Origin of the sequence: Bacillus sp. FSL W8-0183 (assembly GCF_038006825.1) — a bacterium.
In the GTDB taxonomy this organism is placed as follows: domain Bacteria; phylum Bacillota; class Bacilli; order Bacillales; family Bacillaceae; genus Bacillus; species Bacillus altitudinis.
On the sequence record NZ_JBBOVY010000001.1, the window covers coordinates 976,714 to 990,949 of the forward strand.

The 14,236-nt window shown below is 39.9% G+C and carries 16 protein-coding genes; 10 read left to right on the forward strand and 6 right to left on the reverse strand.

All coding sequences use genetic code 11. The annotated features are described in order from the left end of the window. Window positions 1–125 precede the first annotated feature (125 nt). Together NSQ64_RS05095 and NSQ64_RS05100 are read left to right on the forward strand one after the other, a co-directional pair. Entirely contained in the window at window positions 126–920 is a 795-nt protein-coding gene (locus NSQ64_RS05095) for a phosphotransferase (protein ID WP_341015391.1), read from the forward strand. Window positions 921–1,039: 119 nt separating this feature from the next. Beyond that, window positions 1,040–1,744 carry a hypothetical protein gene (locus tag NSQ64_RS05100; protein WP_125589207.1) on the forward strand — a complete coding sequence of 235 codons (705 nt, stop codon included), beginning with the start codon at window positions 1,040–1,042 and terminating at the stop codon, window positions 1,742–1,744. A 42-nt stretch (window positions 1,745–1,786) separates the two neighbouring features. Here NSQ64_RS05100 and NSQ64_RS05105 read toward each other — a convergent pair whose 3' ends face one another. From NSQ64_RS05105 to NSQ64_RS05125, 5 genes are all read right to left on the reverse strand, one after another. Next, complete coding sequence (locus NSQ64_RS05105; protein ID WP_125589205.1) at window positions 1,787–2,332, reverse strand: histidine phosphatase family protein; 546 nt, start codon at window positions 2,330–2,332, stop codon at window positions 1,787–1,789. 71 nt (window positions 2,333–2,403) lie between these two features. Beyond that, entirely contained in the window at window positions 2,404–2,595 is a 192-nt protein-coding gene (locus tag NSQ64_RS05110; RefSeq protein ID WP_125589203.1) for a hypothetical protein, read from the reverse strand. Window positions 2,596–2,712: 117 nt separating this feature from the next. Then, complete coding sequence (locus NSQ64_RS05115) at window positions 2,713–3,006, reverse strand: hypothetical protein (RefSeq protein ID WP_125589202.1); 294 nt, start codon at window positions 3,004–3,006, stop codon at window positions 2,713–2,715. 64 nt (window positions 3,007–3,070) lie between these two features. Further along, window positions 3,071–3,760 carry a DUF1963 domain-containing protein gene (locus NSQ64_RS05120; protein ID WP_125589200.1) on the reverse strand — a complete coding sequence of 230 codons (690 nt, stop codon included), beginning with the start codon at window positions 3,758–3,760 and terminating at the stop codon, window positions 3,071–3,073. 18 nt (window positions 3,761–3,778) lie between these two features. Continuing rightward, window positions 3,779–4,582, reverse strand: a complete 804-nt coding sequence (locus NSQ64_RS05125; RefSeq protein WP_048003253.1) for a DUF2262 domain-containing protein — start codon at window positions 4,580–4,582, stop codon at window positions 3,779–3,781. 533 nt (window positions 4,583–5,115) lie between these two features. On the opposite strand from NSQ64_RS05125, the gene NSQ64_RS05130 reads away from it, so the two are divergent. Both NSQ64_RS05130 and lepB read left to right on the forward strand, forming a co-directional pair. Continuing rightward, window positions 5,116–7,059: an LTA synthase family protein gene (locus NSQ64_RS05130; RefSeq protein ID WP_007497007.1), complete on the forward strand. Its 1,944-nt coding sequence runs from the start codon at window positions 5,116–5,118 to the stop codon at window positions 7,057–7,059. A gap of 156 nt (window positions 7,060–7,215) precedes the next feature. Continuing rightward, the gene (lepB, locus tag NSQ64_RS05135; protein ID WP_035703366.1) at window positions 7,216–7,782 is read left to right on the forward strand and encodes a signal peptidase I; all 567 of its coding nucleotides are present in this window, start codon (window positions 7,216–7,218) and stop codon (window positions 7,780–7,782) included. Window positions 7,783–7,825: 43 nt separating this feature from the next. Here the strand turns inward: lepB and NSQ64_RS05140 are convergent, their stop codons facing one another. After that, window positions 7,826–9,118 (reverse strand): homocysteine synthase, encoded by a 1,293-nt coding sequence (locus tag NSQ64_RS05140; RefSeq protein WP_341015398.1) that lies wholly within the window; start codon window positions 9,116–9,118, stop codon window positions 7,826–7,828. A gap of 265 nt (window positions 9,119–9,383) precedes the next feature. Here NSQ64_RS05140 and NSQ64_RS05145 point away from each other — a divergent pair, with 265 nt between their 5' ends. From NSQ64_RS05145 to NSQ64_RS05170, 6 genes are all read left to right on the forward strand, one after another. Next, entirely contained in the window at window positions 9,384–9,539 is a 156-nt protein-coding gene (locus tag NSQ64_RS05145; RefSeq protein ID WP_034647783.1) for an FbpB family small basic protein, read from the forward strand. 162 nt (window positions 9,540–9,701) lie between these two features. Continuing rightward, window positions 9,702–10,469, forward strand: a complete 768-nt coding sequence (locus tag NSQ64_RS05150; protein WP_058337548.1) for an ABC transporter ATP-binding protein — start codon at window positions 9,702–9,704, stop codon at window positions 10,467–10,469. A gap of 14 nt (window positions 10,470–10,483) precedes the next feature. Beyond that, window positions 10,484–11,473 carry an aliphatic sulfonate ABC transporter substrate-binding protein gene (locus NSQ64_RS05155; protein WP_047947123.1) on the forward strand — a complete coding sequence of 330 codons (990 nt, stop codon included), beginning with the start codon at window positions 10,484–10,486 and terminating at the stop codon, window positions 11,471–11,473. Window positions 11,474–11,517: 44 nt separating this feature from the next. Then, complete coding sequence (locus tag NSQ64_RS05160; RefSeq protein WP_234712545.1) at window positions 11,518–12,306, forward strand: ABC transporter permease; 789 nt, start codon at window positions 11,518–11,520, stop codon at window positions 12,304–12,306. A gap of 14 nt (window positions 12,307–12,320) precedes the next feature. After that, on the forward strand, window positions 12,321–13,463 hold the full coding sequence (gene ssuD / locus NSQ64_RS05165) for an FMNH2-dependent alkanesulfonate monooxygenase (protein WP_047947124.1): 1,143 nt from the start codon (window positions 12,321–12,323) through the stop codon (window positions 13,461–13,463). A gap of 541 nt (window positions 13,464–14,004) precedes the next feature. Continuing rightward, complete coding sequence (locus NSQ64_RS05170; RefSeq protein WP_003211695.1) at window positions 14,005–14,217, forward strand: hypothetical protein; 213 nt, start codon at window positions 14,005–14,007, stop codon at window positions 14,215–14,217. Window positions 14,218–14,236 lie beyond the last annotated feature (19 nt).

The window sequence follows — 14,236 nt, forward strand, 5'->3', positions numbered from 1 at the left end:
AACAAAATGGAGTAGCGCATTCACATAAAACAGTGAACAACCTTTGTGTAACTAAATGAATATTTGTGGGTACATACGCATCTTTAGTTGGCATCATTATTGTGACCCAGTTTGGGGGAGAATTTATGAAAAAACAAAATGATCATGAAGAGTTATTGACAGGTGGAAATGTCTCCAACGTATATCGTTCGGGAGATACGGTTCGCAGAGAGGTAAAGTCAGACAATATGAATATACAAAAGCTGCTAAAGCATTTAGAAAAAAAGAATTTCTCCTATGCTCCAAAGTTTTTAGGGGTTGATGAAAAAGGTAGAGAGATCTTGTCCTTCATTGAAGGTGTGGCCGGTCATGATCCCTTAAAAGAATACATGTGCTCTCACAATGTTTTGAAAGAAATAGCGAGAATGCTTAGACTGTATCATGATGCTGTTAGTGATTTTCCCATTTCAGACGATTGGGAACGAATGGACAATACGCCTAACAACATAGAGGTTGTGTGCCATAATGATTTTGCGATGTACAACATCATTTTCAAAGATCAAAAGCCAGTGGGAATCATTGATTTTGATGTAGCTGCCCCTGGTCCAAAGCTTTGGGATATTGCATATACTCTCTATACTTGTGTCCCTCTCAGTAGGTTTTTTCGTACTGAAACAGGGGAGGTCGTAAATTATCATTCATTAGAGCATGCAGCCCATATAAAGTATAGAGTCAAACTGTTTTTTGAAGCTTATGGTGAGGAAATACCAGAAGATTATGTGGACATGGTGTTGCTGCGTTTAGAAGGTTTATGTCAATACATGAAGCGAAAAGCGAATGAAGGGGATAGAGCCTTTCAAAAAATGATTCATGAGGGGCACCTTGAACATTATCAAAAAGACATACAATTCATTTATGAACACAGAAAAGAATGGATTTGAGGATGCCAAGGGTTTTATAAAAGACAAAGGACAATTCATCTTTTTACTAGTTTCATGTGGATGTTACAATTGGTTATAATAGTTCAATAGAATGAATGTAAAGAGGCGGAGTTGTTATCTTGCAAACGAAGACGATATTACAGACTATGATTGAAGATGAGCGCTCACATGATTATCCGCTTTTTAGACAGTACTGTGTAAGGAAAGAACAGGGTCTGCGTAAAGATGCGTTAAAGGTTCTTCAGTCTTTTGTTGAAGAGATGAATAAGAACGAATTTACAGCACGGCGTTCATTTGTTGCTTGGCTGTTTGATTACATTGAACGTTTTGATGATGGTCATCATTTGCTTGTGTATCCATTGGTACATGGGGTGATCCACCCTGTTCTTCGAGAGTGGGAAAATATTGATCCAATGGATGTGAGACCGTATCGCTGGCAAGGCTTGTTTGTGCATCAGGGGGAAGGGCTGCCCTATTTATTGAAGGCACTAGAGATGGGAGGCAGCAAAGAGCAGCGAGTGATTGTTCAAATTTGCGAAACCTATTTCTCGGCTTTGTGGTATTCGTTTCATCATATACATGAAGATCTTTATTTAAGCACCTATGAGAAAGATCATGAGCGAATTCAAGGGATTCAAGATGTCATGAAACTGATCGAAGATAAAAATGTTCAAAGCAATGTTAAAAAACTAGCAGTCTACTATAACCAACTTTTATCGGACTGGAAGGAATTTCAGCAGACGCAGACAAGAGGTTTTGTGAAATGGTGTGCGGATCGTAAGAAGCCCTATGAGTGGGTACAGACATTTTACTATCACCAATAGTTGTTTTTCATAAGAAAAAGGCTGGGGTCAACCCTGCCTTTTTTATTTATGCCATATTCTTTCTATTTCTACATGGTCTGGTTTAAAATATTTCAGGATGTAGACATCTGGATTGCTTAGTTGTTTCCACTCCTTGAATCCAATTGCAGGATCGGCGTGTTTTAGAAGCAGGCTCATAATATTGCCATGAGTGGCGAATAAAGTATGATCTCTTCCTAATTTTATTTGTTCATAGAGTGCCTCTACAATACGATTCATCGCTTCTTGGCTCGATTCTCCGCCTTCACAGGTCATATGCAAGTCCGAAAAACTGAGCTTTAGTTTTTCATACCAATCCTTCATTGGTTGACTGCTTAACCTACGTTCAGAGAGACGCTTATCCATTTGTACCTTGATCTGTTTGGCATGAGCAAGGGGCTCAGCGGTTTGAATCGCTCGTTTATAAGGACTTGAGATGATGTGGTTGAGCTGAATGCCGGAAAAAAACTGTTCGAGTTCATGCGATTGTGTGATGCCTTGAGGCGTTAAAGACGCATCCTCGGATTGTCCATCTGCTTGACAGTGTCTGACGAAATAATATGTCTTCATAGGGGGGACACCTTCCTCTAAGTATAAAAAAATCATCCAATATTGGATGAGGGTTCACGAAAGTTTAGGTTCTATTTGTTCGTGTCTGCTTCTTTGTATGGATCTATCAGTTTTGAGGTTAGGTCTAAGTTGAACAAAAAATCATCTACGGTGTCTGTGCCAAAGGGAAGAGTGGAAAAGTTAATTGGGATGCTGTCTTCTTGCATATCTGAAGTAATCGGCTGTTTGTGCTGCTTTTTTCTCCAGTTCTTAAACAAGCGCATGTGAGGCCCCCTTTTCTAAAAAAAGATGGATTTATACATAATATACGGGGAGAGTTGTCCGAGCGTCAATTGTTTTCTTCAAAAGGATTTATTACATTTGTACGAAAAGAGCCACAGCTAAGTGCGGCTCTTTCCGTGTTTTGACATGGCACGGTGTATGGCTTGTTGTACCTTTCGTTCGCATCTGATGTTGTATGGCTTCTTATGGAGTTTACTCGTCTTAAATTGACCAATTACACGGCGGACTCCTTGATCATAAATGATCAGCTCTCTGCTCGTTTGATCATTTAATAACGCTTGAAACCAGCTGTATTTTTTTAGCTGTGCTGCATTTCGTGATATATCATCTTCATCTACCTGTAAAAAAGGGATATATAGAGCAAGAATGAAGATGTCTAAAATGAATCCCATATTACCGGCCCCCTTCATATCGTTTATTACGTTTAGAAAGGGGAATGGTTCCATACAATTGGTTTTAAAAACAATCCCAGTGCATGAACCATTCTTTATTGTCTTTGTCGTAATAGAAATACATCGTGCCGTTATCACCAATCATGAACCGAGGTTTTTCTTCTGAGGCGATTTGCAGCATGAATTCTCCTGACATCTGGTGGGGAGGAGGTTGGATGTAAGCTCCGTATCCACCGATTTTTGTGAACGAGTAGTTTGAGTAATGCTCGAAGAAATGATCTGTCGCTTCTTCACTTTCATTAACCTCTGATAAGTCAACGTATGACCAAGCTTCCTCCCAGCATGGATAATCCGGTTGTTCCCCTTCGAGCCACTCTATCTGAAAAGGTTTAATTCCTTTCACGTCTTCAGGGGTCTCAGCGATTTCTAAACCTTCCATTGATGAATATTCAATGATTTTCCAGCCATCACCGTTTTTGGCGATATCGATCGGAAGGGTTTTCTTGTTGATGAAAATTTGAATCATCTTACATTCATCAAAGCCGTTCATTCCCCCTGGTACTTCGGGTAAATACATTTGTAAAATGGGAATCATAGCTCCATCTTGATCTGCCGGCCACTCTTTATCACGTTGGATGAAAAAATGACCAGCAAACCAGCTGTACTTAGATGGATCAGGGCGAAACCCGCCTATTTTGGCTACAATAGGTGTTTTTCCTAGTTGATTTAATTCTTCAAAAGCTTTGATCTTCATTTATCCATCCCCCATTCTTTAGCCAGCAATGTGTGCATCTTGAAACGTTCCATTCATATTGCCAGAGACAATGATGACATGTCCCCAAAATAAATCTCCGTCATGATAGTAGGCTTCGAATTCTCCATTTGGATAAGCATGGAGGCTTTCAAGAGAGATGCGGCTGATAAATTGATCCGGTGTGATCTCTTCTGAATTTTCAGCGGAGTCGTCTTGTTCCTGCCAATCTTTTGCTAGTTCAATTAGCTGATTTGCTGCATATGACTTCATGGAGGCATCCCATGTTGTCTGCTCTTCTACGAGTTGTCTAGCCGTTTTCAGAGAGTCATTCATTTCTTCCTCTTCTTCAAGATTGAAGTAAAGAAGGCACTCCTCATTGCCCCACTGTATGGTTGTTTCAAATAAGTCCAGTCCTTTCACTAATTCAAAGGTACCCAGCTTGTCATCGTGGTAAAAGATAGGTTGTTGAGCTTCTTCTAATATTTCTTGAAGTTCCTTATCTTCAGTATCTGTATCAACAAGTGAAACGAGCATAAATTCACCTTCACCTTTACGTACTTGAAGTGTGACGATAGATTCTTTATGTAATTGCGCTTGTTTTTCTCGTAATCCCTTTTCATCTGTTAACCAGCACAGTCTCACTTTTTCGGTTATGATGCGGTCTTTTTCCTTCCATGCAATGAGCGGGATTGAAGCAGTCCAAAGAGTCTCTTTTCCTGCTTTTCCTGCGCCGACTCCAGAAGGTCCTGTAACAGCCATGATGTCTATCACTTCTTCTGAGAATCTTTGTTCAAATATGTTGATTTGTTTGTTTGATTTCATAGGATGTCCCCCAGCTTGATTTATTTGATGGAGCTATACCTTTATCACACCTTACATTGGTAGGGGAAATCAAGCTTTTTTTACTTAAAACTGTTTTTAGGTTTGTGGCAGCAGAGAGGATACATGGATTGTAGGAGGTTGAGTCACAATAAAAAAGCAAATCGGTTCGGATTTTGTATAAATTTGGCTAAGTGAGTCGAAAAGCCTAGGTGATTCTTCCTTTTCTTTATAATTACTTTGACACGATTAGATGAAAAAAGTAAAGTAGTACTGAGTGATTTACAAAACCTTCATCATTCTCTGAAACATGAAGCGGCAGTAAATTTAATGTAAATGGATATTTTTCCTTTTATTTACTCGTATTTTTTTTGAAACTTATGATGCTTCTTATTCGTTATATTAAAGGAGCACATGTAACCTGCGGAGAAAAGAGCATCGGAATGCTTGGTGCAGAAGATTTACATTTGCAAAATCAATGTAAATTTTTTATGATTTCATTTATATCAGATCGAAAATAAGAAAGAAGAGGTTTTATGAAAAAAATATTTGCGAACAAATATAGCTTTTTTGTTTTGGCTGTCCTTTTATTTTGGGCAAAATCGTACACAGCCTACAAAATGGACTTTAATTTAGGAGTGAAGGGATCTTTTCAAGAGGGTCTTCTCTTATTAAATCCATTTAGTTCAGCCATCGTGTTTTTAGGACTTGCTCTCTTTTTGAAGGGGCGTAAATCGGCCATTGTTTTAATTGTCATTGATTTTATTATGACCGCACTTTTATATGCGAATGTAGCGTACTATCGTTTCTTTGATGATTTTTTAACATTCCCGACAATGAAACAAGCCGGTAATCTTGGGGGAGGTATGACCGGCGGTGTGTTAGCAAGTATTAAGCCGCATGACCTTTTGTACTTCCTTGATATCATCATTTTAATTGCCATTGTCATTTGGAGACCAGAAGTGAAGAAGTTCCAAATGAAAAAAACTTTCGCACTGCTGATTGTGGCTGCAGGTGTTGGACTGTTCTTCGTTAACCTACACTTAGCTGAAAAAGATCGTCCAGAATTATTGACGAGAACATTTGATCATAAGTATATTGTGAAATATTTAGGTGTTTATAACTATGCGATTTATGACGGCGTGCAAACCGCACAAAATGCAACGCAGGTAGCAAATGCGAGTAGTGATGATTTAACGGATGTTGTGAACTATACGACCTCTCACTATGCGAAACCAAATGCAGAATACTTTGGTCAAGCAAAAGGGAAAAACATCATCAAAATCCATTTAGAAAGCTTCCAGTCATTTTTAATTGACTACAAGTTAAATGGAGAAGAAGTGACGCCGTTTTTAAACAAACTAGCTCATGGAAAAGAAGATTTTACGTATTTTGATAACTTCTTCCACCAGACTGGTCAAGGGAAGACTTCTGATGCTGAGCTCATGATGGATAATAGTATGTTTGGCTTGCCAGAGGGTGCAGCGTTTGTGACAAAAGGTGAAAATACCTTCCAATCACTTCCTGCTATCTTAGATCAAAAAGCAGGCTATACGAGTGCAGTGCTTCACGGGGATTATAAATCTTTCTGGAACCGTGACACGATTTATAAACATATGGGAATTGATCAATTCTTCGATGCATCTTATTACAACATGGATGAAGAAAACCTTGTAAACATGGGTCTGAAGGATAAACCATTCTTTAAAGAATCAATCCCAATGTTAGAATCAATGAAAAAGCCATTTTATGCACACTTAATGACATTGACCAACCATTATCCATTTAATTTAGATGAGAAAGATGCGACAATCGCTAAGGCAACAACTGGCGATAAAACAGTGGATAATTATTTCCAAACAGCGAGATATTTGGATGAGTCATTAGAACAATTCTTTAAGGACTTGAAAAAATCGGGTCTGTATAAAGACTCAGTGATTCTATTATATGGTGACCATAATGGAATTTCTGAGAACCATAACCGTGCAATGAGTGAGATTCAAGGGAAAGAAATTACGCCATATCAAAATGCACAAAATCAGCGTGTACCGCTCATGATTCGTATCCCTGGGAAACAAGGCGGCGTGAATCATACGTATGGCGGTGAAGTAGACGTGATGCCAACGCTTCTTCACTTACAAGGTATTGATTCAAATGAGTACGTGAATTTTGGAACAGATTTATTCTCTAAGAAGCATGATCAAACTGTTGCATTCCGTAACGGAAACTATGTGACACCAAAATATACCCTTGTAGATAATACGGTCTACGATACAAAAACGGGTAAAGTGGTGAAACAAAACAAAAAGACAGAAGCGATTAAAGCCCGTGTTGATAATCAGTTAAGCCTGTCAGATAAAGTACTGTACAGGGATCTTCTTCGATTCCATAAGCTATCTGATTTTAAACCAGTGAATCCATCTGATTATTTCTATGGTAAAACAAACAAAGAGACAGAAGCGGATTCTTCTGCTAACTAACTGAGTTTTGGGCAAGCACAGAAAGGTGCTTGCCTTTTTCTCTCTTACAGCTTGATTTGTTGGCAAAATATGTTTATATTTAGGGAGAAACAAGCGTGGCGTCAGCGGTCAGCTGGTGATAACTCATTTTGTCCTAGGGGATTTCAGGAGGAGCTTATGACAACAAATACAAAAACACAAAAAAAGAAATCAGAATTATGGGGCTGGATCAAAGCCATCTTAATCGCATTTATTGCTGTTTTTATCATTCGTAACTTTTTATTCGCACCGTATATTGTGAAGGGGACTTCTATGGAACCGACACTGCATAATACAGAGCGGGTGTTTGTGAATAAAACAGTCGATTACTTCGGCGATTATAAACGCGGACAGATCATTGTTCTTGATGGGGAAGACCGCAGTACTCACTATGTGAAACGATTGATTGGTTTACCTGGTGATAAAATCGAAATGAAAAATGACCAGCTATATGTGAACGGTCAAAAAGTGGCGGAGCCTTATTTAACATCAAACAAAAAGAAAGCTGCCGCAGATGGCACCTTGCTGACACCTGATTTTGGTCCTCTTACAGTCCCTAAAGGAAAGTACTTTGTCATGGGTGACAATCGCCAAAAGTCAATGGACAGTCGCAATGGTTTAGGTCTTTTTACAAAGAGTGACATTCAAGGGACAACATCATTCGTGTTTTATCCCGTCCAAGATATTCGGTTAATCAATCACTAATCAATAAGAAAAAGCACACAGGCGTGTGCTTTTTTTTGTTTGGTTAAGACTGGCTTTTTGAAATCGCCTGTTCTAGATCTGCCAGAATATCTTCAATCGCTTCAGTTCCAACAGATAAACGAATAAGTTCTGGTGTCACCCCTGTGGCTTTTTGCTCTGCTTCACTTAATTGCTGATGCGTTGTGCTGGCAGGGTGGATGATGAGTGATTTAGAGTCGCCTACGTTTGCAAGATGTGAGAAAAGCTGAACCGAATCAATGAGTTTTTTTCCTGCGTCTTTGCCACCTTTAATGCCGAATGTGAGGATGGCACCTTGTCCTTTTGGTAAATAAGTTTGAGCCAGCTCAAAGGATTCATGGCCTTCAAGACCTGGATAGCTGACCCATTCTACAAGAGGATGATCTTGTAAAAATTGTGCTGTCCTCAATGCATTTTCACTGTGGCGTTCAAGGCGAAGATGCAATGTTTCTAAGCCTTGCAAGAGTAAAAATGAGTTGAATGGTGATAAAGCCGCCCCTAGATCACGTAAGAGCTGTACACGTGCTTTTGTGATATAAGCCGCTTCGCCAATTGCTTCCGTATACGTCAGGCCATGATAGCTTGGGTCTGGTTCAGTCAGGCCTTTGAACTTATCGCTATCACCCCAAGGAAACTTGCCGCTGTCGACGATGACTCCGCCAATGGATGTGCCGTGGCCGCCGATGAATTTCGTCGCTGAATGGACGACAATGTCTGCGCCAAATTCAATCGGTCTTAACAAATAAGGGCTTGCAAGTGTGTTATCCACAATTAGCGGGATATGGTGCTTGTGTGCAATGGCTGATACGGCTTCAATATGTAAAATGTCGCCTTTTGGATTTCCGATGCTCTCTGCATACACTGCTTTTGTTTTATCTGTAATGGCTGCTTCAAGTTCTTCAAGGTTTGAGGAATCCACAAACTTTACTGTTATTCCAAGCTTTTTCAAGGTATGAGCAAATAAATTATATGTGCCGCCATACAGACTGCTGGAGGATACGATTTCGTCACCAGCTCCTGCAATGTTTAAAATGGAGTAAGTGGTCGCTGCTTGTCCTGAGGAGACAGCAAGTGCACCAATTCCACCTTCAAGCTCAGCGATCCGTTTTTCAAACACATCATTTGTCGGGTTCATAATACGTGAATAAATATTACCGGGTTCCTGAAGTCCGAATAAATTCGCCGCATGCTCACTATCTCTAAAACCGAAAGAGCTTGTTTGGTAAATAGGTACAGCTCTTGAATAGGTGGCTGAATCCAGTTCTTGACCTGCGTGTATTGCTTTTGTTTCTAAACGAAATTGAAGTTCTTCTGACATGTGTGTATCCTCCTTTTGTTAGATAAAACCAACTACTTTAATAAGAAATATTTAATAAGACTATAAATCTTGTTTACTGCCCGGTCAATCATTTTTTAGATAAATCTGAAAAAACAATAAATATAGTTGACATGTCGGAATAGTATGTATTAACATAAGCATACTAAAAATACCAACAAGAATCGCTGATCGGTCAACCGAAGGCTCGTTCACTCAAGCATGAGTGAAGGGCCTTTTTTTATTTTAATCAGGAGGGAAGCTGAAGATGGAGAAAAAGAAAAAACGAAAAAAATACAGAAAACATTTGGATATCACATTAGACATTTTGATTGAGCGGAACAAATATGAGATTTACAGCAATCAAGAACGAATAGAAGAAATTTACGATCGTATTGATGAAAAGCATACAAGGTCGAAATAACCATTTTATAAAATATAGTTGATTTATAGGAATAATATGATTTAGGATGGTGCTAACAACTCAATATGAATAGCTGATCGGACAACACGAAGGCTCTTATCTCTCTTTTGGGATAAGGGCCTTTCTGTGTATTTATCTGATGACAAGAGGAGTGAACTTGCAATGACTATTTCCATTGATATTGTGGATAAGTCTTTTTGGAAAGACAAACAAACCATTCAAGTGCTTGAAAACGTAAGGCTCACCATCGTTCCTGGTGAATTCGTGACGGTGATTGGTCCGAGCGGATGCGGGAAAAGTACATTGCTGAAGATGATTGGAGGCCTTGATACAGATTATGATGGGCAGATCGTGATAGGAGAAAGGCGTGTGGTAGAACCAGGAATGAAACAGGGCTTTATTTTTCAAGAGCATCGCTTGTTTCCATGGCTGACGGTCGAAGAAAATATCGCTGCCAATTTCAATTTAAAACAGGTGGCTGTTCGCCGCAAAGTGGATGAATTAATTGAAATTGTTCGGTTAAAAGGTTTTGAACACGCCTATCCACATGAGCTTTCAGGCGGGATGTCACAACGTGTTGCTATTGCAAGAGCACTTCTGCGTGATCCGGAGATTTTATTGCTTGATGAACCTTTTGGTGCGCTAGATGCATTTACACGGAAACACTTACAGGATGTACTGCTGGATATTTGGCAGGAGAAAAGAACAACGATGGTGCTTGTCACTCATGATATTGACGAATCCATTTATTTAGCCAATGAAATTGTGCTGTTACAAGCAAGACCCGGTCGAATTCATAAAATCCTTCCCGTGAACTTACCATTCCCGCGGAATAGAACGTCAACAGCTTTTCAGAGCTTAAGACAAAAGGTGCTTTCAGAATTTGAGAAAACAGATGAGCTGTTACTGACGAATGGCTCAGGAATTTAAGGAGGTCAAATTGAATGAAAAGGCAAAAAAGGATCGTTCTCTTTCTGGGTATCCTCCTTGTATTAGCTGGGTGTGGTCAAGCAGCGAATGGATCAGAAGACAAGCCGAAAGAGATTCGGATTGGGATTCAGCAAAGTCTAAGCCCACTTCTTTTAGCAAAGGAAAAAGGGTGGTTTGAGCAATCATTTGAAAAAGAAGGTGTGAAAGTCAAGTGGGTGGAGTTCCAAAGTGGTCCTCCCCAATTCGAAGGACTCGCCGCCAATCAATTAGATTTTTCACAGGTTGGTAATTCACCTGTTATAGCTGGTCAGGCAGCAGGTATTGATTTTAAGGAAATTGGTTTATCTCAGGATGGGTTAAAGGCGAATGGGATTTTAGTGAATAAGAACAGTGAGATTAAAAAAGTAGAAGATTTAAAAGGAAAAAAAATCGCCGTTGCCAAAGGAAGCAGTGGTTTTGACTTTTTATACAAAGTATTAGATCAGGCTGGTTTATCTGCAAAGGATGTTCAGATCATTCAGCTTCAGCCGGATGAGGCAATATCTGCGTTTGAAAATGGATCAGTTGATGCTTGGTCGATCTGGGAGCCGTTCTTATCACTTGAAACGATAGAAAAGGGAGCAAAGCTACTGGTTAATGGAGAAGCGACCGATTTATATTCACCTGGATTCACACTTGTCAGATCCAAGTTTGCCGATGAGTACCCTGAACTAGTGGTGCAATTTTTAAAAGTATATGACAAAGCGGTGAAATGGCAGAAAGACCATCAACAGGAAGCCATTACACTTTATGCTCGTTTGAAACAATTAGATCAGAAGGTGGTGACACAAGTATTAAACAATACAGAGCCGCTCAATGAGCCCATTTCTAAGAAGATCATAAACGCTCAGCAGCATACAGCTGATTTTCAATATCAAACAAAGGCGATTCAGCGGAAGATTGATGTCAATCAGGTGGTAGATAATTCGTTTATTGAAAAAATGCTGAAAGAGGAGAAGAGTTGATGAAAGCTGCATCTAACCCAGCCCTTGTGACTAAAACTGAGCGAATGAAGAAAAAAAGGAGAAAAGCTTCATCCTTCATCATGTTAAAAGGACTTGTATTACCTGCTTTACTCATTGCGATTTGGCAGGGAGCTGCTGCTTCCCAAATCGTTTCTTCTACTGTACTACCTGCACCCACTGTCATTGCGGAATCTTTTCGTGAGTTGATTCGTTCCGGTGAGCTGTTTGGCCATCTTTACATCAGTCTCTACAGAGCAATATGCGGGTTTTTACTTGGGGGAGGTTTAGGACTTGCGATGGGTCTGTGTGTCGGTTTTTCTAGGAAAACCGAGCAGTATGTAGATCCGACCTTGCAAATGCTGAGAACAGTTCCTCATTTAGCGGTGACTCCTTTATTTATTCTTTGGTTTGGTTTTGATGAATCAGCGAAAATTTTATTGATTGCACTTGGGGCTTTTTTTCCGATCTATATCAATACTTTTCTAGGAATTCGCAGTGTAGATAACAAGCTTTTCGACGTGGCTCGCGCTTTAGAGTTTAATCTGTATCAAAATATCACAAAGCTCATTTTACCTGCTGCCCTTCCCCATATTCTTCTGGGCGTGAGGCTTTCATTAGGCATTGCCTGGCTTGGTTTAGTGGTGGCTGAATTGATGGGGTCGAGTAGTGGAGTCGGCTACATGATTATGGATGCAAGACAATTCTCGCAAACGGATAAAGTGTTTGTAGGGATTATCATCTTTGCGGTAGTTGGTAAGATGACTGATTCATTTGTACGGCTGTTAGAAAAGCGATTGCTCAAATGGCGCATAAGTTATCAAGGTGAAAAATAATAGGAGGCGATATGATGAATATTCTATGGTTTATTCCAACGCATGGGGATGGGCGTTATTTAGGATCTTCGAAAGGGGCAAGACAGGCAGACTATCCGTATTTTAAACAAATTGCTCAAGCTGCCGATCAGCTTGGGTACACAGGGGTCTTGCTGCCTACTGGTAGATCTTGTGAAGATCCATGGCTGACAGCGGCCGCTTTAGCTGCAGAAACAACCCATTTAAAGTTTCTTGTGGCTCTTCGGCCAGGGTTGATGCAGCCATCTGTTGCTGCTAGAATGACCTCCACATTTGATCGGCTTTCAGGCGGGAGACTGCTGATCAATGTTGTAGCGGGAGGAAGTAAAGAAGAACTTGAAGGAGACGGGCTATTCATTTCTCATGATGAACGTTATGAGGCAGCAGAAGAATTTTTGACCATATGGAAGAGGTTATTGAAAGGAGAGAATGTTCAGTTTCAAGGGAAGCATCTGCAAACACAAAATGGACGGCTGTTATTTCCACCAGCTCAAACACCACATCCACCCGTTTTTTTTGGAGGATCATCAGAAGCAGGCATTCAAGCCGCTGCAAAACATACAGATGTTTATTTAACTTGGGGCGAGCCGCCTGCACAAGTAAAAGAGAAAATCGCACAAGTGAAAAAGCAGGCTGAAAAGGAGGGAAGAACGGTGAGGTTTGGTATTCGACTTCATGTGATCGTGAGGGAAACGGAAGATGAAGCTTGGCAGGCAGCGGAACATCTGATTCGTCATTTAGATCAAGAGACTATTGATGATGCGCAAAAGACTTTACAAGGGATGGACTCAGTAGGGCAAAAACGAATGGTTGAATTACATCAAGGGAATAAAGAGAAGCTTGAAATTAGCCCTAATCTTTGGGCGGGCATTGGCTTAGTTAGAGGCGGGGCAGGAACAGCGCTCGTCGGGGACCCGCATACAGTAGCAGAACGTATAATAGAATATCAGTCTCTAGGTATTGATACATTTATCTTTTCTGGTTATCCGCACTTAGAAGAATCTTATTATTTAGCAGAACTTGTTTTCCCGCTTCTCCCATTTAAAAGAAATGGTGATGCAGGACCACACGTTCCTGCTGGTGAAATTATTGGGAACAATTACTTTCCTGATACAGCCTCTGCTGCAAGTTCCTCATAAATGAAAGCAAAGCAGTCATACTTGTCGGGCTGCTTTGCTTTTTTTATAGAAAGAGAAGCAAGTAAAATGATATGTGCTGTGGAAGAAGGCAAGGGCTTTTTTCCCAACAGGTTTTCTTGTATATACATATTTTAAGAGACAAGAGAAGAAGGAAAATATGCTCACTCTTTTGTCGGAATTATCAGTTAATATGTCGTATTTGATGTGTTAACGACATATAATTAGGACTTTTATATCTGATATATCGGGGGAATTCTTTCTATCTCAAAAAAATGAAAGATTAAATAGAAGAGATGATGAAAATGAACTATTTGAAAAAAGGCAGAAAAAAGATGGATTTATTGCCAATATATGGGTTTTGTGGTTCTTATGTTGTGGTGAAAAATAGTAAAAAAGGGAGAATTTATACAGTTGAACATGAATAATTGAATAAAAAGTCACATTTTATACGAAAATATGTTCGGTCAAAAATGGGATCTTCTGTTGATGTTTGGAGTGTGACGCCTATGATACGATCATCATAAGCTGGGAGGTGAAAAGTATGACTTATGCAGCGCCGCAAGTTGACTATTCCACTATGGAACCTGCTATTATGGACCAAGCTTGGTTCTTAGTATTTGTTGCTGTCCTTCTTGGATTGGGAGCAACAGTTGTTCTAGGAGCAGCAGTTTGGTGTTTAGCAAACGGCAAGGGTAGCTTTACAGGAGCCGTTCAGTGGGAAAGTGGCTTAAAAGTCCAAATTGAATGTAAGTAGCTATACTTAGGATTCATCT

Bases quoted from the DNA above. Each gene is read 5' to 3' on its own strand.
- NSQ64_RS05160 (WP_234712545.1), top strand. From the start codon at position 11,518: ATGAAGAAAAAAAGGAGAAAAGCTTCATCCTTCATCATGTTAAAAGGA.
- NSQ64_RS05170 (WP_003211695.1), top strand. From the start codon at position 14,005: ATGACTTATGCAGCGCCGCAAGTTGACTATTCCACTATGGAACCTGCT.
- NSQ64_RS05105 (WP_125589205.1), bottom strand. From the start codon at position 2,332: ATGAAGACATATTATTTCGTCAGACACTGTCAAGCAGATGGACAATCC.
- NSQ64_RS05155 (WP_047947123.1), top strand. From the start codon at position 10,484: ATGAAAAGGCAAAAAAGGATCGTTCTCTTTCTGGGTATCCTCCTTGTA.
- NSQ64_RS05130 (WP_007497007.1), top strand. From the start codon at position 5,116: ATGAAAAAAATATTTGCGAACAAATATAGCTTTTTTGTTTTGGCTGTC.
- lepB (WP_035703366.1), top strand. From the start codon at position 7,216: ATGACAACAAATACAAAAACACAAAAAAAGAAATCAGAATTATGGGGC.
- NSQ64_RS05140 (WP_341015398.1), bottom strand. From the start codon at position 9,118: ATGTCAGAAGAACTTCAATTTCGTTTAGAAACAAAAGCAATACACGCA.
- NSQ64_RS05150 (WP_058337548.1), top strand. From the start codon at position 9,702: ATGACTATTTCCATTGATATTGTGGATAAGTCTTTTTGGAAAGACAAA.
- NSQ64_RS05120 (WP_125589200.1), bottom strand. From the start codon at position 3,760: ATGAAGATCAAAGCTTTTGAAGAATTAAATCAACTAGGAAAAACACCT.
- ssuD (WP_047947124.1), top strand. From the start codon at position 12,321: ATGAATATTCTATGGTTTATTCCAACGCATGGGGATGGGCGTTATTTA.
- NSQ64_RS05110 (WP_125589203.1), bottom strand. From the start codon at position 2,595: ATGCGCTTGTTTAAGAACTGGAGAAAAAAGCAGCACAAACAGCCGATT.
- NSQ64_RS05095 (WP_341015391.1), top strand. From the start codon at position 126: ATGAAAAAACAAAATGATCATGAAGAGTTATTGACAGGTGGAAATGTC.
- NSQ64_RS05145 (WP_034647783.1), top strand. From the start codon at position 9,384: ATGGAGAAAAAGAAAAAACGAAAAAAATACAGAAAACATTTGGATATC.
- NSQ64_RS05125 (WP_048003253.1), bottom strand. From the start codon at position 4,582: ATGAAATCAAACAAACAAATCAACATATTTGAACAAAGATTCTCAGAA.
- NSQ64_RS05115 (WP_125589202.1), bottom strand. From the start codon at position 3,006: ATGGGATTCATTTTAGACATCTTCATTCTTGCTCTATATATCCCTTTT.